The 24,698-nt window shown below is 59.8% G+C and carries 22 protein-coding genes and 2 pseudogenes; 11 read left to right on the top strand and 13 right to left on the bottom strand.

Going from position 1 to position 24,698, the window contains the following annotated elements; all coding sequences use genetic code 11:
* Positions 1 to 120 precede the first annotated feature (120 nt).
* The gene (locus G9Q84_RS13830; RefSeq protein WP_181643550.1) at positions 121 to 861 is read left to right on the top strand and encodes a YciK family oxidoreductase; all 741 of its coding nucleotides are present in this window, start codon (positions 121 to 123) and stop codon (positions 859 to 861) included.
* Between the two features lie 190 nt (positions 862 to 1,051).
* Here the strand turns inward: G9Q84_RS13830 and G9Q84_RS13825 are convergent, their stop codons facing one another.
* From G9Q84_RS13825 to G9Q84_RS13800, 6 genes are read right to left on the bottom strand one after another with little or no spacing between them, the layout of a single operon-like run.
* Complete coding sequence (locus tag G9Q84_RS13825) at positions 1,052 to 2,566, bottom strand: ABC transporter substrate-binding protein (RefSeq protein WP_122764945.1); 1,515 nt, start codon at positions 2,564 to 2,566, stop codon at positions 1,052 to 1,054.
* A gap of 35 nt (positions 2,567 to 2,601) precedes the next feature.
* Positions 2,602 to 3,573: an ABC transporter ATP-binding protein gene (locus G9Q84_RS13820; RefSeq protein WP_122764944.1), complete on the bottom strand. Its 972-nt coding sequence runs from the start codon at positions 3,571 to 3,573 to the stop codon at positions 2,602 to 2,604.
* Positions 3,570 to 4,526 (bottom strand): ABC transporter ATP-binding protein, encoded by a 957-nt coding sequence (locus G9Q84_RS13815; protein ID WP_181643549.1) that lies wholly within the window; start codon positions 4,524 to 4,526, stop codon positions 3,570 to 3,572. The genes G9Q84_RS13820 and G9Q84_RS13815 overlap by 4 nt, the downstream gene beginning before the upstream one ends.
* Positions 4,523 to 5,380 carry an ABC transporter permease gene (locus tag G9Q84_RS13810; RefSeq protein ID WP_181643548.1) on the bottom strand — a complete coding sequence of 286 codons (858 nt, stop codon included), beginning with the start codon at positions 5,378 to 5,380 and terminating at the stop codon, positions 4,523 to 4,525. The genes G9Q84_RS13815 and G9Q84_RS13810 overlap by 4 nt, the downstream gene beginning before the upstream one ends.
* Positions 5,377 to 6,324 carry an ABC transporter permease gene (locus G9Q84_RS13805; RefSeq protein ID WP_181643547.1) on the bottom strand — a complete coding sequence of 316 codons (948 nt, stop codon included), beginning with the start codon at positions 6,322 to 6,324 and terminating at the stop codon, positions 5,377 to 5,379. Before G9Q84_RS13805 ends, G9Q84_RS13810 begins: the two co-directional genes overlap by 4 nt.
* Positions 6,325 to 6,327: 3 nt before the next feature.
* Positions 6,328 to 7,215, bottom strand: coding sequence for a proline iminopeptidase-family hydrolase (locus tag G9Q84_RS13800; RefSeq protein ID WP_181643546.1), 888 nt, complete (start codon positions 7,213 to 7,215; stop codon positions 6,328 to 6,330).
* A 183-nt stretch (positions 7,216 to 7,398) separates the two neighbouring features.
* Here G9Q84_RS13800 and G9Q84_RS13795 point away from each other — a divergent pair, with 183 nt between their 5' ends.
* Positions 7,399 to 8,163 carry a LuxR family transcriptional regulator gene (locus G9Q84_RS13795; protein WP_032888888.1) on the top strand — a complete coding sequence of 255 codons (765 nt, stop codon included), beginning with the start codon at positions 7,399 to 7,401 and terminating at the stop codon, positions 8,161 to 8,163.
* 92 nt (positions 8,164 to 8,255) lie between these two features.
* Positions 8,256 to 9,188, top strand: a complete 933-nt coding sequence (locus tag G9Q84_RS13790) for a proline iminopeptidase-family hydrolase (protein WP_032888886.1) — start codon at positions 8,256 to 8,258, stop codon at positions 9,186 to 9,188.
* Positions 9,189 to 9,288: 100 nt separating this feature from the next.
* On the opposite strand, the gene G9Q84_RS13785 is transcribed toward G9Q84_RS13790, so the two are convergent.
* On the bottom strand, positions 9,289 to 10,791 hold the full coding sequence (locus G9Q84_RS13785) for a nucleobase:cation symporter-2 family protein (RefSeq protein ID WP_181643545.1): 1,503 nt from the start codon (positions 10,789 to 10,791) through the stop codon (positions 9,289 to 9,291).
* A 157-nt stretch (positions 10,792 to 10,948) separates the two neighbouring features.
* Here G9Q84_RS13785 and G9Q84_RS13780 point away from each other — a divergent pair, with 157 nt between their 5' ends.
* A complete protein-coding gene (locus G9Q84_RS13780; RefSeq protein ID WP_181643544.1) occupies positions 10,949 to 11,782 on the top strand; it encodes a nucleoside-binding protein in 834 nt (277 codons plus the stop codon).
* A 67-nt stretch (positions 11,783 to 11,849) separates the two neighbouring features.
* Here the strand turns inward: G9Q84_RS13780 and punC are convergent, their stop codons facing one another.
* Positions 11,850 to 13,028 carry a purine nucleoside transporter PunC gene (punC, locus tag G9Q84_RS13775; protein ID WP_181643543.1) on the bottom strand — a complete coding sequence of 393 codons (1,179 nt, stop codon included), beginning with the start codon at positions 13,026 to 13,028 and terminating at the stop codon, positions 11,850 to 11,852.
* A 122-nt stretch (positions 13,029 to 13,150) separates the two neighbouring features.
* Between punC and punR the strand changes: the two genes are divergently transcribed.
* Positions 13,151 to 14,074 carry a DNA-binding transcriptional activator PunR gene (punR, locus tag G9Q84_RS13770; RefSeq protein ID WP_095184183.1) on the top strand — a complete coding sequence of 308 codons (924 nt, stop codon included), beginning with the start codon at positions 13,151 to 13,153 and terminating at the stop codon, positions 14,072 to 14,074.
* Here punR and G9Q84_RS13765 read toward each other — a convergent pair.
* Positions 14,046 to 15,224 carry an acetylornithine transaminase gene (locus G9Q84_RS13765; RefSeq protein ID WP_181643542.1) on the bottom strand — a complete coding sequence of 393 codons (1,179 nt, stop codon included), beginning with the start codon at positions 15,222 to 15,224 and terminating at the stop codon, positions 14,046 to 14,048. The genes punR and G9Q84_RS13765 overlap by 29 nt on opposite strands.
* A 96-nt stretch (positions 15,225 to 15,320) precedes the next feature.
* Here G9Q84_RS13765 and G9Q84_RS13760 point away from each other — a divergent pair, with 96 nt between their 5' ends.
* Positions 15,321 to 16,226: a LysR family transcriptional regulator gene (locus tag G9Q84_RS13760; protein ID WP_181643541.1), complete on the top strand. Its 906-nt coding sequence runs from the start codon at positions 15,321 to 15,323 to the stop codon at positions 16,224 to 16,226.
* Here the strand turns inward: G9Q84_RS13760 and G9Q84_RS13755 are convergent.
* On the bottom strand, positions 16,223 to 16,846 hold the full coding sequence (locus tag G9Q84_RS13755) for an HAD family hydrolase (RefSeq protein ID WP_181643540.1): 624 nt from the start codon (positions 16,844 to 16,846) through the stop codon (positions 16,223 to 16,225). The genes G9Q84_RS13760 and G9Q84_RS13755 overlap by 4 nt on opposite strands.
* 304 nt (positions 16,847 to 17,150) lie before the next feature.
* On the opposite strand from G9Q84_RS13755, the gene G9Q84_RS13750 reads away from it, so the two are divergent.
* Entirely contained in the window at positions 17,151 to 18,320 is a 1,170-nt protein-coding gene (locus tag G9Q84_RS13750) for an anthrax toxin-like adenylyl cyclase domain-containing protein (protein ID WP_122755762.1), read from the top strand.
* Positions 18,321 to 18,383: 63 nt separating this feature from the next.
* Here the strand turns inward: G9Q84_RS13750 and fabV are convergent, their stop codons facing one another.
* On the bottom strand, positions 18,384 to 19,580 hold the full coding sequence (gene fabV / locus G9Q84_RS13745; RefSeq protein WP_181643539.1) for an enoyl-ACP reductase FabV: 1,197 nt from the start codon (positions 19,578 to 19,580) through the stop codon (positions 18,384 to 18,386).
* A gap of 192 nt (positions 19,581 to 19,772) precedes the next feature.
* On the opposite strand from fabV, the pseudogene G9Q84_RS29320 reads away from it, so the two are divergent.
* From G9Q84_RS29320 to G9Q84_RS13735, 3 genes and pseudogenes are all read left to right on the top strand, one after another.
* Positions 19,773 to 19,871, top strand: a pseudogene (locus tag G9Q84_RS29320) (aspartyl/asparaginyl beta-hydroxylase domain-containing protein); the annotation flags it as partial.
* Between the two features lie 148 nt (positions 19,872 to 20,019).
* The gene (gene ppnN / locus G9Q84_RS13740) at positions 20,020 to 21,393 is read left to right on the top strand and encodes a nucleotide 5'-monophosphate nucleosidase PpnN (protein WP_032888871.1); all 1,374 of its coding nucleotides are present in this window, start codon (positions 20,020 to 20,022) and stop codon (positions 21,391 to 21,393) included.
* 194 nt (positions 21,394 to 21,587) lie between these two features.
* Positions 21,588 to 21,959 carry a hypothetical protein gene (locus tag G9Q84_RS13735; protein WP_181643538.1) on the top strand — a complete coding sequence of 124 codons (372 nt, stop codon included), beginning with the start codon at positions 21,588 to 21,590 and terminating at the stop codon, positions 21,957 to 21,959.
* 8 nt (positions 21,960 to 21,967) lie between these two features.
* Here the strand turns inward: G9Q84_RS13735 and G9Q84_RS13730 are convergent, their stop codons facing one another.
* Both G9Q84_RS13730 and mqo read right to left on the bottom strand, forming a co-directional pair.
* Positions 21,968 to 22,297, bottom strand: coding sequence for a YXWGXW repeat-containing protein (locus tag G9Q84_RS13730; protein ID WP_095184329.1), 330 nt, complete (start codon positions 22,295 to 22,297; stop codon positions 21,968 to 21,970).
* A 212-nt stretch (positions 22,298 to 22,509) separates the two neighbouring features.
* Positions 22,510 to 24,156, bottom strand: coding sequence for a malate dehydrogenase (quinone) (mqo, locus tag G9Q84_RS13725; RefSeq protein ID WP_032888867.1), 1,647 nt, complete (start codon positions 24,154 to 24,156; stop codon positions 22,510 to 22,512).
* Positions 24,157 to 24,593: 437 nt separating this feature from the next.
* Here mqo and G9Q84_RS30025 point away from each other — a divergent pair.
* Positions 24,594 to 24,698 (top strand): annotated as a pseudogene (locus G9Q84_RS30025) (fimbrial protein); the annotation flags it as partial.

The raw sequence follows: 24,698 nt of genomic DNA, 5'->3' as shown, positions 1-24,698 counted from the left end.
TGTCAGTCACTGCATTTGCTGACTGATACACCAGTATCGGGGGCAAGCCCCTCCCACAGGGGATCTTCAGTGTTTTCCAGCTCGCTGTTTGTAACCTGCTGAATTCTGTCGAGGCTTTTTATGTTTGATTACTCTGCACGTCCAGAACTGCTCAAAGACCGGGTCATCCTGGTGACCGGCGCCGGTCGCGGGATTGGCGCGGCGGCGGCAAAAGCCTATGCCGCCCATGGCGCTACCGTGCTGCTGTTAGGCAAAACCGAAGCCAATCTGGCCCAGGTCTACGACGAAATCGAAGCGGCCGGCAACCCGCAGCCAGTGGTGATCCCATTCAACCTGGAGACCGCCCTGCCCCATCAATACGATGAGCTGGCAGCCATGATCGAAAAAGAATTCGGCCACCTCGACGGCCTGCTGCACAACGCCTCGATCATCGGCCCGCGCACGCCCATCGAGCAGCTCTCCGGTGAGAACTTCATGCGGGTGATGCACATCAACGTCAACGCAATGTTCATGCTCACCAGCACCTTGTTGCCGCTGCTCAAGCTGTCCCAGGATGCGTCGGTGGTGTTCACCTCCAGCAGCGTAGGCCGCAAGGGCCGCGCGTACTGGGGCGCTTATGGGGTGTCGAAGTTTGCCACTGAAGGCTTGATGCAGACCCTGGCGGATGAGCTTGAAGATGTGGCAGCGGTGCGGGCCAACAGCATCAACCCTGGCGGCACTCGTACCAGCATGCGGGCCCAGGCGTATCCGGGGGAGAACCCGATGGAAAGGCCCGCGCCGGAAGAGATCATGCCGGTGTACCTGTACCTGATGGGGCCGGACAGTGCCGGCATCAATGGGCAGGCGTTTGATGCGCAGTAACATCTGACACCCAACTCGCTGTGTGAGTTGGCTTTTGTAGTGAGCGGGCTTGCCCCGCACGGGGCTGCAAAGCGGCCCCAAAACCTGCCAGCGCGATCTCTCTGTCAGATCGCGCTGGCTGTACTGCTGCTTCGCAGCCCAGCGCGGGGCAAGCCCGCTCATCACAGGTCTCGCCCCACATTGGGTTTACTTAGTTCTTCACCACTTCCTCAAGGGTGAAGCGCCCCAGCGGGTTTTGCAGGAAATTGCTCACGTTATTGCGTGAGATGTTGATGTAGGGGCTGTAGTACAAGTCGATCCAGTTCACATCCTGTTTCGCCAGTTTTTGCAGCTCGACATACATCTGCTCACGCTTGACCGGGTCCGCCTCAATCCGCGCCGCAGCCACCAGGTCCTTGACCTTGTCGTTCTTGTAGCGGGTCATGTAGTTCTGATTGGTGTCGTGGCCCAGCACAAAGGTGGTCTTCTGGTCCGGGTCGAGGATGTCGTTGGTCCAGTACATCACGGAAATATCGTACTCACCGTCCACCAGCATCTGCCAGCTTTGAGTCGGGTCGACCTTCTGCAGGTTGGCGGTGACGCCGACTTTGGCCAACTGGTCCTTGATGATCACCGCGATCTGCTCGTCAGCCTCATTGCCGGCGTTGACCACGTAGTTCAGCTTCAAGTCCTTGGCACCGGCAGCAGCCAGTAATTTCTTGGCTTCGGCCGGGTCGTACGGGCGTTGCAGGTTGTTGGCGTAGTGGTACAGCGAACCTTTTGGAATGTAGGAATAGGCCACGGTGCCCTGACCGTAGGTGGCGGTCTTGACCAGCGATTGTTTGTCGATGGCCATGTCCAGCGCCTGACGGACTTCCGGCTTGGCCAGCAGGCCATGGGCGTGGTTGATCAACAGGTGATCTTCACGGGTGGAAGGGTCGGCGTGGATCACCACGTTCTTGTCTTTCTTCAGCTCTTCAACCCGGGAGAACGGCACGAAGATCGCCGTGTCCAGCTCGTTGTTCTGCACCATGCGCATGCGCGTGTTGTCGTCGGTCACCGAGACCCACTCCACGCCATCCAGGCTCACATTCTTGGCCTGCCAGAAGTTCGGGTTCTTCTTCAGGATCACCCGATCGCCCTTGCGCCACTCCTCCACGGTAAACGCGCCGGATGTCACCGGGTTTTCCGAGTAGGCGTCTTCGCCCATCTTGGTCATGGCTTTTTCCGACAGGATCGAAACCGTCGGGGAAGCCAGTTGCGAGAGGAACGCCACGGCAGGCGTCTTCAAGGTGACGACCAGGGTTTTCGGGTCGGCGGCGTTGGCCGTGTTGATCAGGTTGAAAGGGTCCGCCCACAGCGAGGCTTTGTTATCGCGGATGCGCAGCAGGCTAAACGCCGCATCTTCAGCGGTGATCGGCGAGCCGTCAGAGAATTTCGCATCGCGCAGTTTGAAGGTGTAAGTCAGGCCATCCTTGGAAATGTCCCAGCTTTCGGCCAGGCCCGGTTCCATCTTGGTGCCCAGGTTATCCACGCGCACCAGGGTGTCGTAGACGTTGGCGAACACCCACGTGTCGCGGTTTTGCGCGCTTTTGATCGGGTCGAACGTGGTGCTGTCTTCACGGCAGCCAATAGTCAGGACGCCAGCGGCCTGGGCCAAACCAGCGGTCAGCGACCAAGCCGTAAGCGTAGCGGCGGCGAGCAACTTCAAGTGACGGGATTGCATGTCATAACTCCTTGTTCATGAATGGCAGGGAAGGGTCAAAGCAAAGGTGATTCAAGCACGCAACTGTATCGATGCTCGTGCAGGAAATGAGTAGGCGGCGACGCCACGGAACACATGGCGCGCGCATACCGGCAACGTGGGTGAAAGGCACAGCCGGTGGGCAAATTCAGTGGGCTCGGTGGCTCACCGGGCAAAGGTTCTGCAGGCAATGGCCGATGCGGATCGATCTCCGGAATCGCCTGGATCAACGCCGCCGTATAGGGATGACGCGGCGCGCTGAACACTGCCTCAACGGGCCCTTCCTCGACGATCTTGCCCAAGTACATCACCGCCACGCGGTCGCACAGGCGCCGCACGATGGCCAAGTCATGGGCGATAAACAGGATGGCCAGGTTCATGCGCTGTTGCAGTTCCAACAGCAGATTGATGATCTGCCCCTGGATCGACACATCCAGCGCGGCCACGCACTCATCGGCGATGATCAGGCGCGGTTCCACCGCCAAGGCGCGAGCAATGCCGACGCGCTGGCATTGACCGCCACTGAGGGAGCCGGGTTTTCGACTGGCCAGTTCGGGGCGCAAGCCGACCAGCTCAAGCAGTTCATTGACGCGCGCCGGGATGCGCTCTGCCGGGACTTTGCGCTGCACCCGCAGCACCTCGGCGATGGTTTCGCCGATGGTCTGGCGCGGGTTCAACGCGGCGTAGGGATCTTGAAAGATCATCGCCGTTTCATGGCGCAAACGCGCGATGTCGATCGCGCTGCCATGGGCCATGTCGATACCATCGAACAACACCTGCCCGGCGCTGATCGGGTTGAGGTGCAGGATCGCCCGGCCAAGGGTGCTTTTACCGCTGCCGGACTCGCCCACCAACCCGAGGGTTTCGCCGGCCGCCAGGTTCAGCGACACACCGTTCACCGCCCTCACCCACTGCGTGTTCAGGCCAAACAAACCGCTGCCTGACGCCGCAAAGCGCACCTCCAGATCCTTGATCTGCAACAGGCTCATGGTCGCGCTCCCAGCGGATAGTGACAGGCTACGCGGGCACCTTCTGGCAGCACCTCGGTACATAAGGCACCGACCTGCGGGCAGCGCGGATTGAAGCGGCAGCCGCCGGGCAAGGCATCCAGCAACGGCGGCTGGCCGGGAATGGTGCGCAACAAGGCGTGGCCACTGCTGTGGGCCGGCTGGCAGTCAATCAGGCCAGCGGTGTACGGATGTTGCGGATGGGCCAGCAGGTCGTACTTACTGCCGTGTTCGCACAGGCGCCCCGCGTACATCACCGCGATGGAATTGCAGGTTTGCGCCACCACGCCCAAGTCGTGGGTGATCATGATGATCGACAAGCCACGCTGGTCGCGCAGGTCCAGCAACAGACGCAGGATTTGCGCCTGGACAGTCACATCCAGGGCGGTGGTCGGCTCGTCGGCGATCAGGACCCTTGGGTTGCAGGCCAAGGCCACGGCGATCATGGCGCGCTGGCGCATGCCGCCGGAAAACTCGTGAGGATAGTTGTCGACGCGCGCCTGTGGATCGGGAATACCCACCTGGCGCAGTACGTCGATGGCGTGTCGTCGGGCGTCTTTTTTCGACGCACCCTGGTGCAGGCGAATACCCTCGGCGATCTGCTCGCCAATGCGCATCAGCGGGTCGAGGTGGCTGCTGGGGTTCTGGAAAATCATGCCCAATTGCCCGCCGCGTATCGCACGCATGCCCGCGTCATCCAGTGACAGCAGATCCTGACCGGCCAGGCACACGGCACCGCCCTGCGCGCGCAGATCAGGCGACGGCAGCAGCCGCATCAGGCCTCGGCAGGCCATGGTCTTGCCCGAGCCGCTCTCGCCCACCAAACCAAGGATTTCGCCTTCGGCCAGGTCGAAGGAGACGCGGTCGACCAAGGTGACATCGCGCCCCGCGTTATTGGCGATTACGCTGAGGTCTCGTACCTGAAGCAGACTCATGACCGATCCCCTAACACTTGCGCCACCCCATCAGCCAACAGGCTGAAACCCATGGCCAGGGTCACGATGCCCAACCCCGGAAAGGTGCAGATCCACCAGGCCGTGGTAATAAACGCCTGCCCTTCGGCGACCATCGTCCCCCATTCGGCGGTCGGCGGTTGCACCCCAAGGCCCAGGTAGCTCACGGCGGCACCGTTGAGCAGCACCAGCACCGCATCGGACATGGAAAACACAATCGAGCCAAACATCGCATTCGGCAGCAAATGCCGGAACAGGATGCGCCCATGACCAAAACCCAGGCTCTTGGCGGCCAGGGCAAAGTCGCTTTCCTTGAGCACCAGGATCTGCGAACGGATCAGCCTCGCATACGAGACCCAACCCACCAGCGCCATGGCGATGTAAAAGCTCTTCAGGCCCGGGCCGAGGATGGCCATGATCGCCAGCATCAGCACCAGGAACGGGAACGCCAGGATCACATCGATCACACGCATGCAGAAACTGTCGAAACGACCGCCGATGTAACCTGAGACCGCGCCCACAAAGGTGCCGATCATGAAGGGGAAAATGACCCCGATGATGGCCAGCTGCAGGTCAATACGTGCGCCCCAGATGACCCTGGACAGAATGTCACGACCGTAGTTATCGGTGCCGAATGGATGGGCCAGGCTGGGACCGATCAAACTGATATCGGTATTCTGTGCAATCGGATCAAAAGGCGCGATCCATGGCGCAAACAGCGCCAGGGTCAACCACACCAACAGTATCAATAGCCCCCAAGCGGCCGTCAGCCAGCCATTGCGAAAACCAAAGCGCAGGCGCAAGCGCCATGGGGCAATCAACGGGCGGCTGCTCATTGCATTTTCACCCGCGGGTCGAGGGCCACCGTCGCCACATCCGCGATGAAGTTGACCACCACCGTCGCGCAGGCCAACACCATGGCCACGCCCTGCACCACCATGTAGTCGCGGGTAAAGATGCCGCGCACCAATAACTGACCGATGCCAGGAATGGCGAACAGGCTTTCGATGACCACCGTGCCGCTGATCAGCCAGCCGATATTCACTGCCAGCAGGTTGACCGCCGGCACCAGGGAATTGGGCAACACATGGCGGCGAAACACGGCGGCTTCGGACAGTCCGCGCGCACGGGCGGCGGTAACGTGGTCCGCCTGCAACTCCATCAACATGCTCGCCCGCAGGTTGCGCACCAGTACTGCCGACAGCGCCAGGGCAATGGTCAGGCACGGCAGGACCATATGGTGTGCCTTGTCCAGCCAGGTGCGACCGTAGCCGGACACCGGGAACAAGCCCCATTTCACACTCAGCAGCAGGATCAGCATCAAGCCCAGCCAGAACGCCGGCATGCCCAGGCCCACCGTGGTGAACACGCGGATCAGGTTGTCGGCCCAGCCGCCTTTATTGCGCGCAGCCCAGGTTGCCAGGGGCACCGCGATCAGCAGCGCCAGCACCACGCTGCCGAGTACCAGCACCAGGGTCGGCTCGATACGGGTGACGATCAGCTTCAGCGCGTCGACCTTGTACAGCAGCGATTGACCGAGGTCGCCCTTCAGGAGGTTCTTCAGAAAATAGAAATATTGCAGCCACAACGGCTGATCGAGGCCGTACTGGGCGCGGATTTTCAGCAACGCCTCCGGTGTGCTGCGCGAGCCGAGCAACGCACGCGCCGGGTCGCCGGGGATCGAGCGCACCAGCACAAAGGTAATCAGGCTGATGCCAAACAGCACCGGCAGCAATTGCAGCGGCCGGGACAGCACAAAACGGTAGCGCGCCAAGTTCATCCGTCAGCCTCGGTGGCGAGCAAGAAAGTCCAGCAGCACCGGGAAATACGCCTGGGGTTCTTCGTAGAACGGCATATGGCTGCTGTTGGGGAATACATGCAGTTCGGCGTGTCTGGCCGCCATTTTCATGCGCATGGCACAGGCCGGGGTGAGTTCGTCGTGCTGGCCGGTGGTGATCAAGATCGGCATCTTGAAATCGGCCATCTCGGGGATGCGGTTCCAGTCCTTGAGGTTGCCGACATAGAGGAATTCGTTAGGGCCCTGCATGGTTTCGTAGGGGCCCATGTTCCAGTCGCCGAGGGCGCGTTTGACCGGCTCGGGCCATTCGTCCAGACGGCACACGTGGCGATAGTTGAGCAAGGTGATCGCGGCCTGGTACTGCGGGTGATCGAGAGTGCCCATGGCTTCATGGCGCTGCATCATGGCCACGGTTTCGCTGCCTAAGGCGCCGCGCAGGCGCTCCAGCTCCTGGGACAGGTGCGGAATGTCGCCGACAGTGTTTTCCAGGATCAGGCTTTTCAGCGCGTCGGGATAATGGATGGCGTATTCGATGCCCAGCCAGCCGCCCCATGAATGCCCGAGCAAGTGCACACGGCCCAGCCCCAGTGCCTGGCGCACGGATTCGACTTCTTCGACATAACGGCGTATTTCCCACAGGGAAACATCGGTCGGTCTGGCTGATGCCCCCGTGCCAAGCTGGTCGAATGCAACCACTCGCAGGTTATGCTCTTTGAGCCAGCCATGGGCGTCGCGCAAGTAGTCACACGGCAGGCCTGGCCCGCCGTTGAGGCACAACAGCACCTCATCGCCTTCGCCAAAGCTGTAGACCACGAGGTTATGGCCGTCGACTTGCACGTTGTACTGCTGGTCGGGGGCAATTTCACGCCACATGCATACATTCCTTGTGTTGTATCGGCCTGGCGAGTAGCGGCCGCTTGTCAGGCCAACACTACCGAGGATGCCGCGCGTCCATAACCTAGTAGTTCTTATAGGTTTGGCCTGGCAGTCCTTCGCCGGGGCGTGGCATTCTACTTGCCGCATGTCGAGATTCAAATGAATTCGGGAGCAGAACGGATGCTGACCAAGCTGACTGCCTTCAACAATCGTCTGATGCCGGGCAGGAGCCTGGATGAGCAGATGGACAACGCGTTTATCCTCGCTCAACAGTTAGGCTTCGATGCGCTGGTGTACGACTACTCCCCCGTGCCGATCGACCAGGACGGCGCTTTGATCACCCCCTCGGTGCTGGAACTGCGCAATACGCCACCCGACTGGCACGCATTATGGTGCAGTAAAGGGTTTTACCAGATCGATCCGGTGCAACACCTGGCCCTGAGCACGGTATCGCCGTTCGTATGGTCCTACGAAGCCAAGGCCGACACCCCACTGCAAAAAATCATCGATCCGTGCCACGCGCCGGTTTCATCCTACCTGCATGACCAGCAGCTGACCTGCGGCGTCAGCGTACCGATCCACCTGCCCCGTGGTGGCTTTGCTTCGCTGACCGGCCTGCGTATCGGTAGCGCGCACACGGTGTTGCAGGACGCGCAGCAAACTTTGTCGGATTTCAGTGTGATTTCCCATGCGTTGCAGGAAGCAGCCTACCCGCTGTTCAGCAAGGAACTGCGCACCTACCCCCATATTCACCTGACCAAACGCGAACGCGAGTGCCTGAAATGGGCCGCCGAAGGCCTGACCGCTGCTGAAATCGCCACGCAGTTGAGCCGTTCGCTGGCGGTGGTCACGCTGCACCTGGCTTCGGCGATGCACAAGCTGGGCGCCAAAAACCGAGTCCAGGCGGTGGTTCGGGCTACCCATTACCGCCTGCTGGAAGACTGATCCATCGGCAAAACCTAGCTGTTTTGCTAGTTACCTAAATTTCGCGCGCAGACTATCGTGTCCCTGAGCCTTTTTTCAGAGCAGGGTACGAAATGGAATTCATCGAAAAAATCCGCGAAGGGTATGCGGCCTTTGGCGCCTACCAAACCTGGTATCGCGTCACTGGCGACCTGTCCAGCGGCCGTACACCACTGGTCGTCATCCACGGCGGCCCCGGCTGTACCCATGATTATGTCGACGCCTTCAAGGACGTCGCAGCCAGCGGCCACGCGGTCATCCACTACGACCAACTGGGCAATGGCCGCTCCACGCATTTGCCTGAGAAAGATCCGTCCTTCTGGACCGTCGACTTGTTCCTCAAAGAACTGGATAACCTGCTGGATCACCTGCAGATCAGCGACAACTACGCGATCCTCGGCCAGTCCTGGGGCGGCATGCTCGGCAGTGAACATGCAATCTTGCAACCCAAGGGTTTGCGCGCGTTCATCCCGGCCAACTCCCCGACCTGCATGCGCACCTGGGTCAGCGAGGCCAATCGCCTGCGCCAATTGCTGCCGGAAGGCGTGCACGAAACCCTGCTCAAGCACGAAGCCGCTGGCACCTATCAAGACCCGGAATACCTCGCCGCCTCGCGGGTGTTCTATGACCAGCACGTATGCCGCGTGAACCCCTGGCCGGAGGAAGTGGCGCGCACTTTCGCCCAGGTCGATTCAGACCCTACGGTTTATCACGCCATGAGCGGCCCGACTGAGTTCCACGTGATCGGCAGTCTGAAGGACTGGAAATCCATTGGCCGCCTCTCGGCGATCAAGGTGCCGACCCTGGTGATCTCGGGCCGACATGACGAGGCCACCCCACTGGTGGTCAAGCCGTTTCTGGATGAGATCGCGGATGTACGCTGGGCGCTGTTCGAAGACTCCAGCCACATGCCCCACGTAGAAGAACGCCAGGCCTGCATGGGGACCGTGGTGAAGTTTTTGGATGAGGCCTGTTCAGTGCCGCACCCCGTTCGCAAGGCTGGTTGAGTTCCAAATGTGGGAGGGGGCTTTCTCCCGATAGCGCTGGGTCAGTCACGACTACTGTGGCTGACACCCTGCTATCGGGAGCAAGCCCCCTCCCACATTTTCAGACCTCTGTGGTTTCAGGCTGCGCTGTTTTCCTGGGCACCTCCGCTACCAGCGGAATCTCCTTGCCCTCGGCATCAAACAACTTGCCGCCCCTGAAGTAATCTCCATCCCGCAACGCCGCGACGTCGTGGAAGCACAAACTGCGCTCGGTCCCCGCCACGAACACCGACTGCTGATCCGAATTGCCCGCCGTGAAGTGGTTAAACGCCAGGTTCAACAAGATCGCCATGATCGCCGACGAGCTGATGCCCGAGTGGAAAATGGTCGCAAACCAGCTAGGGAATTGATCGTAGAAACTCGGCGCTGCAATCGGAATCATGCCAAAACCGATGGAGGTGGCGACGATGATCAGGTTCATGTTGTTGCGGTAATCCACTTTCGACAGGGTGCGAATACCACTGGCCGCCACGGTGCCGAACAGCACAATCCCGGCACCGCCCAGCACCGAGGTGGGCACCGCGGCGATCACCCGCCCCATAAATGGCAGCAGGCCAAGGATCACCAGGAACAGGCCACCGGTGGCAACCACAAAGCGACTCTTCACCCCGGTCACCGCCACCAGGCCGACGTTCTGGGCGAACGCACTCTGGGTGAACGAACCGAAGATCGGCGCGAACATACTCGACAGCATGTCGGCGCGCAGGCCATTACCGAGGCGTTTAGAGTCGACTTTGGTGTCGATGATTTCGCCCACGGCCAAGATGTCGGCCGAGGTTTCCACCAGGGTCACCATCACCACGATGCACATGGAAATGATTGCCGCGATGTGGAAGGTCGGCATGCCGAAATGGAAGGGCGTAGGGAAACCAAACATCGGGCCCTGGGTCACGCCGGAAAAGTCCGCCATGCCGAGGAACACCGCAATCACCGTGCCGATGACCATCGCCAGCAGGATCGACAGGCGCGAGATGGTTGCGCTGCCAATCTTGCTCAATAGCAGCACCAATACCAAGGTCAACGCCGCCAGGCCGATATTGGGCATGCTGCCGAAATCTGCAGCGCGGTTGTTACCGCCCATGGCCCAGCGCGCCGCCACGGGCATCAGCGTCAGGCCGATGGTGGTGATCACGATGCCAGTCACCAACGGCGGGAAGAACTTGGTAATCCGCGAGAACACGGGCGTGATCAGTAGCCCGATAAACGACGCGGCCATCACCGCCCCAAGAATCGCCGGCACCCCGCCAGCGCCGTCGCTGCCGACAATCGCCACCATGGTTGCCACACCGGCAAATGACACGCCCTGCACCAGCGGCAACTGACAGCCAAAGAACGGCAGGCCAAGGGTTTGCAACAGGGTGGCCAAGCCACCAGCGAACAGCGACGCGGCGATCAGCAGACCAATATCTGCCGGTGACAACCCGGCCGCCTGACCGACGATCAACGGTACCGCGACGATGCCGCCGTACATGGTGAGCACATGCTGCAGGCCGTAAGCCATGTTGGCGGCGACGCCGAGATTCTCATCTTCTGGCCGCTGCGGTGACGCCTTCGGGATAGTCATGGTGAGGGGTTCTCTGTTTTTGTTGTGCGGCCACTGTATGCAATGTTAGGACTAGATGTCCATAGAGTTGTATACAATCAATCGAACAAGATACCCTCCGCCGGCGTTACAAAAACAATCCGGCCGTGATGAGCCAGAACGCCAAAGGACCAGGACCATGAAAAAGGTATTACAGGGCGCCACCGTTGCACTCACCCTTCTCGGCGGCGGGGAGGCTGTCGCGGTGGAATGGATGAACAACAGCGCAGGCTTTCGCTACGGCCAGCAGTTCACCAACCCGAACAACCCCGATGAATTCAGCAAGCGCATCTACAGCTTCACCCACGCCAGCGGCTACCAGTACGGCAGCAATTTCCTGAACCTGGACGTGTTCCTGTCCGACAGCCGCGACCCGCGCAAGGGCACTGATCACGGTGGCAGCGAGGTGTACGCCGTGTATCGGCATCAGCTGTACGCCTCACGCGTATTTGATGTGCCGCTGGGCACCGGGCTGATCAAGGATTACGCGCTGACCTTGGGCTTTGATGCCAACCGCAACAACAACTTCGCCTCGGCCAAAAAGCGTGCGCTGGTGCTCGGCCCGACCTTGAAGTTCAACACCGTGGGCGTGCTGGACCTGAGCCTGATGTACTACAAGGAAAAGAATCACACCGGCATCCCCGGCGCGCAGGAGTCGAACCACACCTTCGACGACACCTACATGCTTAACCTGACTTGGATGCGCCCATTCGAAATCGCCAACCACGCGGCAAAATTCCAGGGTTTTATCAATTACGTCGGGGAAAAAGGCGAGGACTACCATGGCCGTGACACTGCGCCGGAAGCCTTGATGCGCACCGCGTTGATGGTGGCGGTACGACCGGGTAAGAGCGTAAAGCCGAACCTGTACCTCGGGGTGGGTTACGAGTACTGGCACAACAAATTCGGTGTGGACGGCGGCCGGGGTAGCCGCACGTCAACACCGACGGTGAATATGGAGATCACGTTTTAGCCACTCACCCAGCCGAGTCAAAATGTGGGAGGGGCTTGCCCCCTCTCACAATGACCGCACTGTCAGCCTAAACGCGCGACAGCTTCGAAGCCGTGTGCTTCGGCCGCGCCAGCCAGTAGCCCAACACCGCAAGTGGCGCGGTCGCCAGCATCACGATCACGGTGATCAGCAGCGGTTGGTCGATCATCGAAGACACCAGCAGGCTGCTGAGAAAACACAGGCCCAGTTGCAAGGTGTTTTGCAACGCGGCCGCCTTGCCGGAATTTTCCGCAAACGGCATCAGTGCATTCGCCACCACGATCGGATAACTCGCACCGTTGACCAACGCCATCAGACAGAACGGAATCAGCAAGGTGGTGAGGGTCGGCACGGTCATGGTCGCAACCAGATACAGCGCCACCATGCTGATGCAGTAGGCCGCCAGTAACCAAGGCAACAACGTCTTGCCCTGGAAACGCTGCAAGGCGCTGCGGCAGCTGTAGCCGCCCACCAGAAACGCCAGTGTCGGCAACACGTAACTCAGGCCGATGTCATTCGGGCTGTAGCCCATGTCGCCAAGGATGAACGGCGAAGCCGTCAGCCAGGCAAAGAAACTGGCGGAGCAGGCAGCGAAGATCATCACGTTGCCGGTGAACACCCGGGAAGTGAGCAACTGCCCATAACCGAGGCGTGTCGGAGTTTCTATCTGCCGTTTCGGCACGCTGCGCAGGAACAAGGTCGGCAGCAGCAACAGCAGTGATACGCCCAGCAAGACCCCAAAGATCGCCTGCCAACCGAAGTGGTTCAGCACCATCGCGCCCAACAGCGGCGCCAGGGCAGGCGACAGCGACATCAGCGGCATGATGCTGGCGAACACCCGGTGAGCCTTGTTGGCCGGGTAGCGATCGATGACCAGCGCCTGCCAGCTCACAGCAGCGGAGCACACGCCAATGGCCTGCATAAAGCGCAAGGCCAGCAGTTGAGACGCGGTCTCGACCCAGAACATTCCGGCGCAGCCCAGCACAAACAGACTCAAGCCTGCGAGCAAGATCGGCTTGCGCCCCAGGCGATCGGACAACGGGCCCCACAGCAACTGCCCCAGCGCAAAGCCGGCGAGGAAAATACTCAAGCTGGCCCCCACCGCGCCAGCGCCAATCTGCAACTGCTCGCCCATGGCGCCGAACGCCGGCAAGTACATATCCATGGCCAGATAACCGAGCATGCTCAGCCCCGCCAGGTACCAGGTAAAACCAAAAGAATTTTTCATTGAAGCCTTGTAGATCTTGCCATCAAACTATTTGCTGACTGGCGGCCATTATGAGGCTGACAGATTTTGTGTGAAGCGATAATAATTGGACACTCTTATCAATAATTTTGAAGGCAGTCACCATGTGGTCTGAATACTCCCTGGATGTAGTCGATGCGGTGGCACGCCATGGCAGTTTCAGCGCTGCCGCCCAGGAATTGCACCGCGTGCCGTCGGCCATCAGCTACACGGTGCGTCAACTGGAAGAATGGTTGGCAGTGCCACTGTTTGTGCGGCGCCATCGCGACGTAGAGCTGACCCCGGCGGGCCGTCTATTTATAGACGAAGCCCGAGGCGTGATGAAAAAAATGCTCGGCACGCGGCGTCTGTGTCAGCAAGTGGCGAACGGTTGGAGCGGTCAGTTGAAGGTGGCCGTGGACTCCATCGTCAAACCCCAGCGTTGCCGGCAGTTGGTGCTGGATTTCTATCGACAGTTCCCCGAGGTGGAATTGTTGCTGGAATACGAGGTGTACAACGGCGTGTGGGACGCCCTGGCCGATGAGCGCACCGACATTGTGATCGGCGCCACCAGCGCGGTGCCGGTGGCCAGTCACTTCACCTTTCGCGACATGGGGTTGTTGAACTGGTTGTGTGTGGTCAGCGCCAAGCATCCACTGGCGGCGGTGCAAGGGCTGCTCAGCGATGACCAACTGCGCCCGTTCGCATCACTGTGCATGACCGACACTTCACGCAACCTCCCCAAGCGCGACACCTGGACGCTGGATAACCAACGTCGGCTGGTGGTGCCGAACTGGGCGTCCGCCATCGATTGCCTGCGTGATGGTCTGTGCGTCGGCATGGCGCCAGCGCATCAGGTGTTGCCGTGGATCGAACGCGGTGAACTGGTGGCGCTGCAATTGACCCGGCCCTTCCCCGCCAGCCCGTCGTGCGTGGCCTGGGCACAGAACAAGCTGTCCCCGGCCATGGCGTGGTTGCTGGAGTATCTGGGGGATAAAGAGACAATGAACCAGGAATGGCTCAATGGGCCTGATCCAATAAACGGGTGATGGCTCGCACGATCATTTCGACCTCCTTGGCATCCAGGGTCAACGGCGGCAACAGGCGAATGACCTTACCCCGCGTCACATTGATCAGTAGCCCATGCTCCTGGGCAGCGCGCTGGGCCAGTTCGCGGTAAGGGCTGGTCAGCTCGATGCCGATCATCAAGCCTTGCCCGCGAATCGCCATTACCTGCGGGTGTTCGTCCAATTCCATCCGCAACCGCGCCAGCAAGCGCTCGCCCTGCTGCGCAGCGTTCTGCAACAGGCCTTGCTCTTCGATAATGTCCAACACGGTGCAGCCCACCCGACACGCCAGAGGGTTGCCGCCGAAAGTGCTGCCGTGGCTGCCCGGCGTGAATAACTGGGCCACCCCCGCCCTTGCAAGGCAGGCGCCGATGGGCACACCGTTGCCCAGGCCTTTGGCCAAGGTCATCACGTCCGGCAGGATGCCTTCATGCTGGAAAGCAAACCAGGCGCCGGTACGACCGATGCCGGTCTGGATTTCATCCAGCATCATCAGCCAACCGTGGCGCGTGCAGTGATCGCGCAGCGCTTGCAGGTAACCCGGCGGCGCCGGCAGCACGCCGCTTTCGCCCTGGATCGGCTCCAGCAAGACCGCCGCGATCCGCGTACCAAACGTTTTGGTGAGTGCTTCGATGGCCGCCAGATCACCAAACCGGACCTTGAGAAAATCCCCCGGCAAGCGCTGAAAACCAAGGCGCACCGACGGCCCATCACTGGCGGCCATGGTGCCAAGCGTGCGGCCGTGGAAGGCATTCTCCATGACCACCACCAACGGCTCTTCGATGCCTTTTTTCCAACCATGCAACCGCGCCAGTTTCAGCGCGGTCTCGTTGGCTTCGGCGCCGGAGTTGTTGAAAAAAACGCGGTCCAGGCCGGACAGTTGCGTCAAGCGCTGGGCCAGCCGTTGCTGCCAATCAATGCTGTAGAGGTTGGAGGTATGCAGCAACAGGCCAGCTTGCTCGCTGATAGCCGTCACCAGTTTCGGGTGGGAGTGGCCGACATTGGTCACCGCCACACCCGCTACCGCGTCCAGGTATTCACGGCCCTGCTGATCCCATAGGAGTGTGCCCAGGCCACGGGTAAAACTCAAGGCCAAGGGTTGGTAGGTGGTCATCAGGCAGGCGGCGGTCATGGTGGCAGGCTCCGGTTGTGGTGATGGAAGTATCGTTAGCCACCTCAGCTGGATAAACTGTGCTTTCCTGCAATGACTTTAAATCAGGGATTGATAATGGACCTGTTCCAGGCAATGTCGGTGTACGTGAAAGTGGTGGAGACCGGCAGCATGACCGCTGCGGCACAGGCCTGTGGGATGTCGACCACCATGGTCGGTAACCATTTGCGCGCCTTGGAGCAACGCCTGGGCGTCAGCCTGCTCAAGCGCACCACGCGCAAGCAGAGCCTGACGGAATTCGGTGGCCAGTATTACCAGCGCTGCCTGGAAGTGCTGGGACTGGTCGCCGACTCCGAACAATTGGCAGAACAGGCCCACAGTGACGTTCCCAAAGGCACCCTGCGCATCACCGCGCCACCCGCCTTCGGCACCGAACGCCTGGCGCCGGCCTTGAGCGAATTCTCGCAACGCTACCCGCTGATCAAACTGTACGTGGTGCTCAGCAATCAGCGTATGGACATGGTCGACAGCGGCTTTGACGTGGCGATCCGCCTGGGCGAACTGGAGCCGTCGAGCCTGATCGCCCGCCCCATGCAGGACTACACCATCACCCTGTGCGCCTCACCGCAATACCTGGAACGGCGTGGCACGCCACAGATGCCTGTAGACCTGCAGCACCACGACTGCCTGGCCTTCGCCTACCCATCCACCGACGACTGGCGCAATGCCGACAAGCTCTGGCGCATGACCGGCGCAGAGGGCGAAGTGGAAATCCCGGTGTCCGGTTCGCTGACCATCAACAGCTCCCAAGCCCTGCGCCAGGCGGCAGTGCAAGGCATGGGCATCGTCATGCTGCCCGACGCCCTGGTACAGCCCGACCTGCAGAGCGGCAAGCTGGTGGCGTTGCTGACCACTTACCAACTGCCCAGCCGTCCCATGCACTTGCTGTATGGCCAGGACCGCTATCGCCTGCCAAAGCTGCGCGCCTTTGTCGATTTCGCCATGGAGAAATGGGCGCGCTAGAAGCCCACACCCAACTCCCTCAGCCGAGCCGCCGTCTGTTCGGCTGACACATGGTGAATGCCTTGCCAGCCGAGGGCGATGGCCGCGTCGATATTGCCGGCAACATCATCGATAAATACGACTTCTCCTGGCTGGATATCCGGCAAATGGGCACGAACTTGACTAAGGCTGGCGTGGTAGATCGCCGGATCGGGCTTGATCAGCTTCAACTCGCCAGACACCACGATGTCGCGAAAACACTGCAGGAATGGATAGTGGGCACGGGCATAGGGAAAGGTTTCGGCTGACCAGTTGGTAAGCCCAAACAAGGGCATGTTGGCTGCATGCAGCGCCCTGAGAATCGCCACGCCTTCGGGCAACGGACCACGCAGCATTTCATGCCAGCGGTCGTAGTACGCCGTGATCAGGGTTTTGTGGTGCGGGAATTGATTGACCAGAACGTGCGTGGCTTCGGCCAGCGGCCGACCCGCGTCCTGCTCGGTGTTCCAGGCCTGGGTGCAGATATTCTCGAGAAACCATTGCCGCTCATCATCATCGGCAATCAGCTTGCGGTACAGGTGTTGCGGGTTCCAATCGAACAACACACCGCCGAAATCAAACACTACTGCGCGAATCGTCATGGGGTCCTCCCGTGTGTGAAACGACATAACCATCACAGTCTGGCATGCCTGCGACCTGCAAGAGCATGTAAGAGCGAGTAGGAACGCTCTGAGAATTCGACCAGGCCCGGCGATGGGAAATAGCGGAGCTCCCGTGCGGTACGCGGTTTTAACTGACTTGTGCGAGTTCAACTTCACACAGACAGTCACACTCGTTCTCTGCGATTGAGGGCGCTTTCACCTTAGTGTCGGTCGGACAACTCAAGGAGCTGGCGTTTGGAGGGAATCGTTCAACTTCGCAGTAGACATACGTGGAGAAACTTCAATGACAGGCATGATTTCCTCAGTGATTTCCCCTTGCGCGCACAGCCTTCATGCGCTGCAAAGCTACCGTGCCCAGGGCGCGAATGATCCCGCAGCCGATCTGGTCGGCCAAGTAAAAAACCAAACAGGCATCGTGACGAGCCATCTTGCCCCCTTGCAAGGCATCGCGGTAATCACCAACTCCATCATTGGCGTACGCCCGGTCGAAACCGTGGCAACAGGCCTGATAGAAGCCGGGCACCCCACCAAGGACTTCCATATCAAAGGGAAAAGCGCCAACTGGGGCCCCCAGGCAGGTTTTATCTGTACGGATCAGGCGCTCAGCAAGCTTGAGCAATTTGCTGAAAAAACGCCGGCCAAAGTGGCCAAGGCCAATGAGCAAATCCAGGCGTGCATCCAGGAAGGCCATGCAGTTGCAACCCCTCTGAAACTCTCGGGCCAGCGCATTGATGAGCTGCTCAAGCTCGGCCAGATAACCCAACTGGCAGCCCATGGACCTGACGGCACATTGCAGTTGAGCGCCTGCGGGCCCAGTCAACAGTCGTATACATTCGAAGGCCATCGCACGTCGCCTTCAAGTGACAGCTACCTCATCACTCATCAGGGCAAGCCCCTCGAAGTGCTGGCCAAGCAATCAGAAGGCAAACCGTTGACCGCCGATTACGACCTGCACATGATCGCGCCCCACATCAGCGACTTTGGTCCACAGGACAAACTCCCCGTGCCGGACGTGGCCCACCGTGTCTTCAGGGATCGAGTTGAGCGCTACAAGCAGGTTCCGAAAGAGCTACGCGCAGACTTTGAAAGTGCGGCGCACTTCTACCAGAAAGAAGATCCCCACCTCGGCAATGCGACACCGCGGATAGAGCAGATGATAGAACTCATCAATCAAACGTTGATAGGCGAGGGAGAGCGCGTGGTTCATCACAATGCGGACTCGGGCAGCCCGGCGACGGAAGTGGCCGACAATTACCCGGCGACGTTTTTCCTGCCGGCAAAACTGGGCCGATTCAACGAAATCAGCATCATCCGCGACAGTAGGGAAATGGCAGAACTGATCAAGACCGCCAAGGACAGCGGTTATCACGTACCGCTGAATCCACTCTGGGAGAAAGAAGTGACCACTGTCAGGCGGTCCGACTTTACCCTGGCAAAAAACCGTCTTTCTTGAATCAAGAAAGAGCTGACAGCGGCCTGATAACCCGGTTATCAAGACCGCTGTCAATCACATCACTTACGCCTGGACCAGACCGTTGATCTTCACGGTCGGGTTCACGTCAGCGTCGTAGTCCACGCCATCGACTTCAAAGCCGAACAAGCGCAGGAACTCCGCCTTGTAGCCGGCAAAATCGCTGATCTCGTTGACGTTTTCGTCAGTAACCTGATCCCACAGTGCCGCAACGGCGTCCTGGACCTTAGGCTCCAACTCAGCCAGATCGGCACGCAAGCGGCCGTCGGCGTCGAGTTTCGGCTCGCTGCCGTACAGGCTGTCCTTGAACAGACCGTAGACCTGCTCGATGCAGCCTTCGTGGGTGCCCTGCTCTTTCATCACGCGGAACAGCAGCGACAAGTACAACGGCATGATCGGGATCGCCGAACTGGCCTGGGTCACCACGGCCTTGAGCACCGACACGCGGGCGTCGCCCCTCAGTGCGGCCAGGTTGTCGCGCAGGGTCAGGACTTTCTTGTCGAGGTCTTTCTTGGCTTCGCCGATGGAGCCGTTCCAGTAGATATCCTGGGTCAGCTTCTCGCCGAGGTAGGTGAACGCGGTGGTCTTGGCGCCTTCGGCCAACACGTCCGCATCACGCAGGGCGTCGATCCACAGCTGCCAGTCGGCGCCACCCATGACATTCACGGTACCGTCGATTTCTTCCTGGGTTGCAGGCTCAAGGGTGGTGTCGACCACAACGCCTTTGTCGGTATTGATACCGCGCAGGGTCACAGCCTTGCCAATTGGCTTGAGGGTGGAGTTATAGACTTCACCGGTTTTAGGATCGGTACGGCGTGGCGCCGCCAGGCTGTAGACCACGAGGTCGATCTTGCCCAGGTCTTTCTTGATGGTTTCGATGGTCAGGCGCTTGATCTCGTCAGAGAACGCGTCGCCGTTGATGCTCTTGGCGTACAGGCCTTTTTCGACGGCAAACTTCTCGAACGCAGCACTGTTGTACCAGCCAGCGGAGCTGAGCTTGCCTTCTTCGCCTTCTTTCTCAAAAAACACGCCCAGGGTGTCGGCGCCGCAGCCAAACGCAGCACTGATACGCGCGGCCAAGCCGTAGCCGGTGGAAGCGCCGAGGACCAGCACCTTCTTGGGGCCGCCTTCGATGACGCCGTTTTTAGTGACGTAGTCGATCTGCTCTTTGACGTTCGCTTCACAGCCAACAGGGTGAGCGGTCACACAGATAAAGCCACGAACCCGCGGTTTGATGATCATAAAAATTTCTGCCTCTTCCAAGGTGCCGAAGGCCAATGGTGGCCATTCAACTTCAATCGTACCGGTCTATGACGCCTGAAAAACCGAAGCGTCACGATAGACGTAAATCTTCCGTTTACAAAATTCAATCCACACAAGGCTGGCAAGGCTTGAAAACGATGTAAAGCCTGCATAAGGTCGCACGCCTTTGCGGTGATGCCGTCGCTGCTCAACGCCGTGATCGCAGGGTTTTGCGGGATGGCCGTTACCCTGCGTCGGGTTTTCTACAAAAACTGGAAGCTGATTCGGTAAGTTCTGCGGCATGATGGGGGTGGACGGTATTTGCGCTGGGCCCCGCGCCTGAGGTAAATATTCGGCTCGTGCGACCGTTTACGGCGCCCACCATTCTCAAGCTATCGCGCCTCGTCGGGTGCGGTGGCTGTGCTTTCAAGGAATCAGAATGCCCCAACGCCAAGTCATCAATGCCTCCGTCAGCCCCAAGGGCAGCCTCGAAACCCTGTCCCAACGTGAAGTCCAGCAACTGAGCGAAGCCGGTACCGGCAGTATCTACACCCTGTTCCGCCAGTGCGCCCTGGCGATCCTCAACACCGGCGCGCATATCGATAACGCCAAGACCATCCTCGACGCCTACAAAGACTTTGAAGTGCGCATCCACCAGCAGGACCGTGGCGTGCGCCTGGAACTGTTGAACGCGCCTGCCGACGCGTTTGTCGATGGTGAAATGATCGCCAGTACCCGTGAGATGTTGTTCAGCGCACTGCGCGACATCGTCTACACCGAGAACGAACTGGACAGCCAGCGCATCGACCTGAGCAACTCCCAAGGCATCACCGACTACGTGTTCCATCTATTGCGCAACGCCCGCACGCTGCGCCCGGGCGTGGAACCGAAGATCGTGGTGTGCTGGGGTGGGCACTCGATCAATACCGAAGAATACAAATACACCAAGAAAGTCGGCCACGAACTGGGCCTGCGCAGCCTCGACGTATGCACCGGTTGCGGCCCCGGCGTGATGAAAGGCCCGATGAAGGGCGCGACCATTTCCCACGCCAAGCAACGCATCACCGGCGGCCGCTACCTGGGCCTGACCGAGCCGGGCATCATCGCCGCCGAAGCGCCGAACCCGATCGTCAACGAGCTGGTGATCCTGCCGGACATCGAAAAACGCCTGGAGGCTTTTGTGCGTGTCGGCCACGGCATCATCATCTTCCCAGGCGGTGCCGGCACGGCTGAAGAGTTCCTGTACCTGCTTGGCATCCTGATGCACCCGGACAACCGCGACGTGCCCTTCCCGGTCATTCTCACCGGGCCGAAACAGGCTGCGCCGTACTTGCAGCAACTGCATGCCTTCGTCGGTGCCACCCTGGGCGAAGCAGCGCAGGCGCACTACCAGATCATCATCGACGACCCGGCCGAAGTGGCCCGCCAAATGACCGTCGGCCTCAAGGCGGTGAAACAATTCCGCCGCGAACGCAACGACGCGTTCCACTTCAACTGGCTGCTGAAAATCGACGAAGGCTTCCAGCGCCCGTTCGACCCGACCCACGAAAACATGGCCGGCCTGCAACTGAGCCACGCACTTCCACCCCACGAACTGGCGGCCAACCTGCGCCGCGCCTTCTCGGGGATCGTGGCCGGCAACGTGAAGGACAAGGGCATCCGCTTGATCGAGGAACATGGGCCGTACGAGATCCACGGCGACCCGGCCATCATGAAGCCGCTGGATGAGCTGTTGCAGGCGTTCGTCGCCCAGCACCGCATGAAGTTGCCGGGCGGTGCGGCGTACGTGCCTTGTTATCGCGTAGTGCAGTGAGATAAAGGGGCTGGCCGGTCGGTCATCGTTTTTATCGCCTTGGCCCGTCGGCAAGGTTGTGAACACACCGCCACCTTCGACCTCAATGCGGTCAAGGTGGCGGGCATCAAGCGCCTGACCTGAACCCGCGCGTTGCGGCGAAGGGCGGGCTTTGGTAAAAACCACCTCTGCCCCTGATCGAGAGAAAGCCCCACGTGCGCTCGTTTCTTCTTGCTGCCCTGGCCTTGTCGCCGTCCCTCGCCCTGGCCGATATCGCCTGGCCTGAGCTACCGAAAACCTGCTTCGTCAGCGGCCGTTCGGCCACCAGTACAGATGTCGACATTGGCTGCGCGGCGTTTCTGATCAACGTGAAGGGCAAGGCAGCGGGTACACCGATCAAGCTGGATATTCCCCAGTACGCGATGCACGTCGACGAAGCCACCGGCAAGGAAACACCGGTGATCATCATCCAGGCGGAAGAGAACGGTGAGGTTAAAGCCGTGGGTTACAAGGAGTTGGGCACCGATCAACTCGGCGCCGCGCTGTTAAGGGAAGTCAGGCTCTTGGGTACGAAAAAGCCCTCTTAGGACGAAGCTCAGCGAATCCAGCCACCAACCTGCCAGTGGTATCCATCATTGCGCTGCACCCAATGCGGATGCACATAACGATAGCCCTGGCGCACAGGCTCCCAATGGCCGTGTACCGCAACATAGCGCCCACCTTCCCAACGCCAGTAACCACGCGACCATATGTAACCTTCGCGTACCGCAGGCTCGACCTCGATCACCTGCACCGGTGGCGGTTGTGGCGCAACCACCTCGACATACTCACGTTGTGGCGGTCGACGCTCATGCACGACACGCTCTTGCACACACCCGGATGCCGCAACGACCATGGCCGCCAATGCTGCGTAACGTAGCAACATATAACCCCCTCGGGCGCTGACGCCCAACACTTGCACCAGTAAAAAATGCCCCCGTATTTGAGCCACGCTCCTGCTAAGGCCTGGGTACTTTTTTAACAGGTGATGTCTGTCGGATTGCTGAACTGTTCTCACGGCCATGAAAAAGCCCGCTGACCGTCACCGGTTCAGCGGGCTTTTTTACAGTTGGACCTGAATCAGCGCCCTACCTGTTTTTACAGCGCCAGATCAGACGCCGGCTTGCTCGGCTCAGCCGCAGGCTTCGCAGCCTCGGTCGCCTTGGGAGCAGCCATTGCCGGGATCACCGGCGGTGTAGGCAGTTGCAGGATATTGGCGGTGTAGGCCCATTCCTTGGCAACGGCTTCAGGACTGTCGTTCAGCTTGGTGCCGTAGCTTGGCACGATCTGATGCAGCTTTTCCTGCCAGGCCGGAGTAGCCACCTTGTCCTTGAACACTTTCTGCAGCACGGTCAGCATGATCGGAGCCGCGGTGGACGCGCCTGGCGATGCACCCAGCAGGCCTGCGATGGTGTTGTCGGCGGAGCTGACCACTTCGGTACCGAGTTTCAGGACGCCGCCCTGCTCTTCGTCACGCTTGATGATCTGCACGCGCTGACCAGCTTGCCACAGGCGCCAGTCGGATTGCTTGGCGTTCGGGAAGTACTCTTGCAGCGCCTTGAAGCGGTCGTCATCGGACAGCATCAGTTGGCCAGCAAGGTACTCAACCAGTGGGTATTCACGAATACCGACTTTGGTCATTGGCCAGATGTTGTGGGTGGTGGTGCTGGTCAGCAGGTCCAGGTACGAGCCTTCTTTCAGGAACTTGGTCGAGAAGGTGGCAAATGGGCCAAACAGAATTACGCGCTTGCCATCCAGCACGCGGGTGTCCAGGTGCGGAACCGACATCGGTGGCGCGCCAACCGAAGCCTTACCGTAGGCCTTGGCCAGGTGCTGCTCGGCAACGGTTGGGTTATCGGTCACGAGGAACGAACCACCCACCGGGAAGCCAGCGTATTCCTTGGCTTCAGGAATGCCCGACTTTTGCAGCAGGTGCAGTGCACCGCCGCCGGCGCCGATGAACACGAACTTGGCGTCAGTTTCAGTCTTGGTGCCATCTTTCAGGTTTTTGTAGCTGACACGCCACGAACCGTCGGCGTTCTTGGTGATGTCCTGCACTTCGCTCGACAGTTTCAGGTCGAACTTAGGTGTGGTTTGCAGGTGAGCAACGAACTGGCGGGTGATCTCGCCGAAGTTCATGTCGGTACCCAGCGGGCTCCAAGTGGCCGCGATTTTCTGGTTCGGGTCACGCCCTTCCATCATCAGCGGAACCCATTTGGCGATCTGCGCCGGGTCTTCGGAGTACTGCATGCCGGCGAACAGCGGGCTCGCTTTCAGGGCTTCGTAGCGCTTCTTGAGGAACTTGATGTTGTCATCGCCCCACACAAAGCTCATGTGCGGAGTGGTGTTGATGAACGAACGAGGGTTCTTCAGCACGCCCTGCTGGACCTGCCAGGACCAGAACTGACGGGAGATCTGGAACGCTTCGTTGATCTCGACCGCTTTCGGGATCTCAACGTTGCCGTTCTTGTCTTCCGGGGTGTAGTTCAGCTCGGCCAGGGCCGAGTGACCGGTACCGGCGTTGTTCCAGCCGTTGGAGCTTTCTTCGGCCACGCCGTCGAGGCGCTCGACCATCTCCATCGACCAGTCCGGTTCCAGCTCGTTAAGCCAGACACCGAGGGTTGCACTCATGATGCCGCCGCCGATCAGCAGCACATCGACTTTCTTTGCCTCTTCCGCATGAACGGACGTGATCCCCAGCGACAAAGCCAGCCCCAGCAGGGCAGTGTTTACTTTTTTAAACATCAGTAGCACCTATGATAAAACGCCATCCGCCCCACTGCCCCTGATCATGGGCAACCCTCAATCACGCTACGCCAGGCAACGTACCGCGGGGTTTGCACACTCACACGAAGGCCACAGGGTGGGCACACAAAGCCGACGTATCGACCTCACTTTTATGTCCCTTCTGCGCTGACTTTTTATCTTTATTGGCTTCAGCAACCTGGGCGACAGTCAACCGCTGGGACGTATACGGATGTACGTACCAAGGAAAGACTAGACCAAGACGGCGCGCAGAATATCACGCCCGGCGTCGGATATGGACTCACCGGTCGAACGGCCATCAGTAGGCCAGCTTTTAAGATCTGTCTCATGTGCCTCCAAATCCCAGCATTGCACTATGGATTGGCTTACCCAAGGGGGGTAAGCAGACAACCATCCATCTCGTAAAGGGCATTGCAATGCTGAACAAACTGAGCCAAATCACTCTCGCATGCGGCGCTTGCTGGCTGCTGGCCGGTACCGCACAGGCTGCGGACGGGCAGATCCAATTCACCGGTTCCGTG

It is taken from the genome of Pseudomonas sivasensis, assembly GCF_013778505.1.
GTDB classification, from domain to species: domain Bacteria; phylum Pseudomonadota; class Gammaproteobacteria; order Pseudomonadales; family Pseudomonadaceae; genus Aquipseudomonas; species Aquipseudomonas sivasensis.
The sequence above is the reverse complement of the archived record's forward strand: the minus strand, read 5'-3'. Positions and strand labels throughout refer to the sequence as shown.

Bases quoted from the DNA above. Each gene is read 5' to 3' on its own strand.
- G9Q84_RS13780 (WP_181643544.1), top strand. From the start codon at position 10,949: ATGAAAAAGGTATTACAGGGCGCCACCGTTGCACTCACCCTTCTCGGC.
- G9Q84_RS13830 (WP_181643550.1), top strand. From the start codon at position 121: ATGTTTGATTACTCTGCACGTCCAGAACTGCTCAAAGACCGGGTCATC.
- G9Q84_RS13810 (WP_181643548.1), bottom strand. From the start codon at position 5,380: ATGAGCAGCCGCCCGTTGATTGCCCCATGGCGCTTGCGCCTGCGCTTT.
- G9Q84_RS13760 (WP_181643541.1), top strand. From the start codon at position 15,321: ATGGACCTGTTCCAGGCAATGTCGGTGTACGTGAAAGTGGTGGAGACC.
- G9Q84_RS13765 (WP_181643542.1), bottom strand. From the start codon at position 15,224: ATGACCGCCGCCTGCCTGATGACCACCTACCAACCCTTGGCCTTGAGT.
- G9Q84_RS13790 (WP_032888886.1), top strand. From the start codon at position 8,256: ATGGAATTCATCGAAAAAATCCGCGAAGGGTATGCGGCCTTTGGCGCC.
- fabV (WP_181643539.1), bottom strand. From the start codon at position 19,580: ATGATCATCAAACCGCGGGTTCGTGGCTTTATCTGTGTGACCGCTCAC.
- G9Q84_RS13795 (WP_032888888.1), top strand. From the start codon at position 7,399: ATGCTGACCAAGCTGACTGCCTTCAACAATCGTCTGATGCCGGGCAGG.
- G9Q84_RS13755 (WP_181643540.1), bottom strand. From the start codon at position 16,846: ATGACGATTCGCGCAGTAGTGTTTGATTTCGGCGGTGTGTTGTTCGAT.
- G9Q84_RS13730 (WP_095184329.1), bottom strand. From the start codon at position 22,297: ATGTTGCTACGTTACGCAGCATTGGCGGCCATGGTCGTTGCGGCATCC.
- punR (WP_095184183.1), top strand. From the start codon at position 13,151: ATGTGGTCTGAATACTCCCTGGATGTAGTCGATGCGGTGGCACGCCAT.
- G9Q84_RS13800 (WP_181643546.1), bottom strand. From the start codon at position 7,215: ATGTGGCGTGAAATTGCCCCCGACCAGCAGTACAACGTGCAAGTCGAC.
- mqo (WP_032888867.1), bottom strand. From the start codon at position 24,156: ATGTTTAAAAAAGTAAACACTGCCCTGCTGGGGCTGGCTTTGTCGCTG.
- G9Q84_RS13825 (WP_122764945.1), bottom strand. From the start codon at position 2,566: ATGCAATCCCGTCACTTGAAGTTGCTCGCCGCCGCTACGCTTACGGCT.
- G9Q84_RS13805 (WP_181643547.1), bottom strand. From the start codon at position 6,324: ATGAACTTGGCGCGCTACCGTTTTGTGCTGTCCCGGCCGCTGCAATTG.
- G9Q84_RS13815 (WP_181643549.1), bottom strand. From the start codon at position 4,526: ATGAGTCTGCTTCAGGTACGAGACCTCAGCGTAATCGCCAATAACGCG.
- G9Q84_RS13785 (WP_181643545.1), bottom strand. From the start codon at position 10,791: ATGACTATCCCGAAGGCGTCACCGCAGCGGCCAGAAGATGAGAATCTC.
- punC (WP_181643543.1), bottom strand. From the start codon at position 13,028: ATGAAAAATTCTTTTGGTTTTACCTGGTACCTGGCGGGGCTGAGCATG.
- G9Q84_RS13820 (WP_122764944.1), bottom strand. From the start codon at position 3,573: ATGAGCCTGTTGCAGATCAAGGATCTGGAGGTGCGCTTTGCGGCGTCA.
- ppnN (WP_032888871.1), top strand. From the start codon at position 20,020: ATGCCCCAACGCCAAGTCATCAATGCCTCCGTCAGCCCCAAGGGCAGC.
- G9Q84_RS13750 (WP_122755762.1), top strand. From the start codon at position 17,151: ATGACAGGCATGATTTCCTCAGTGATTTCCCCTTGCGCGCACAGCCTT.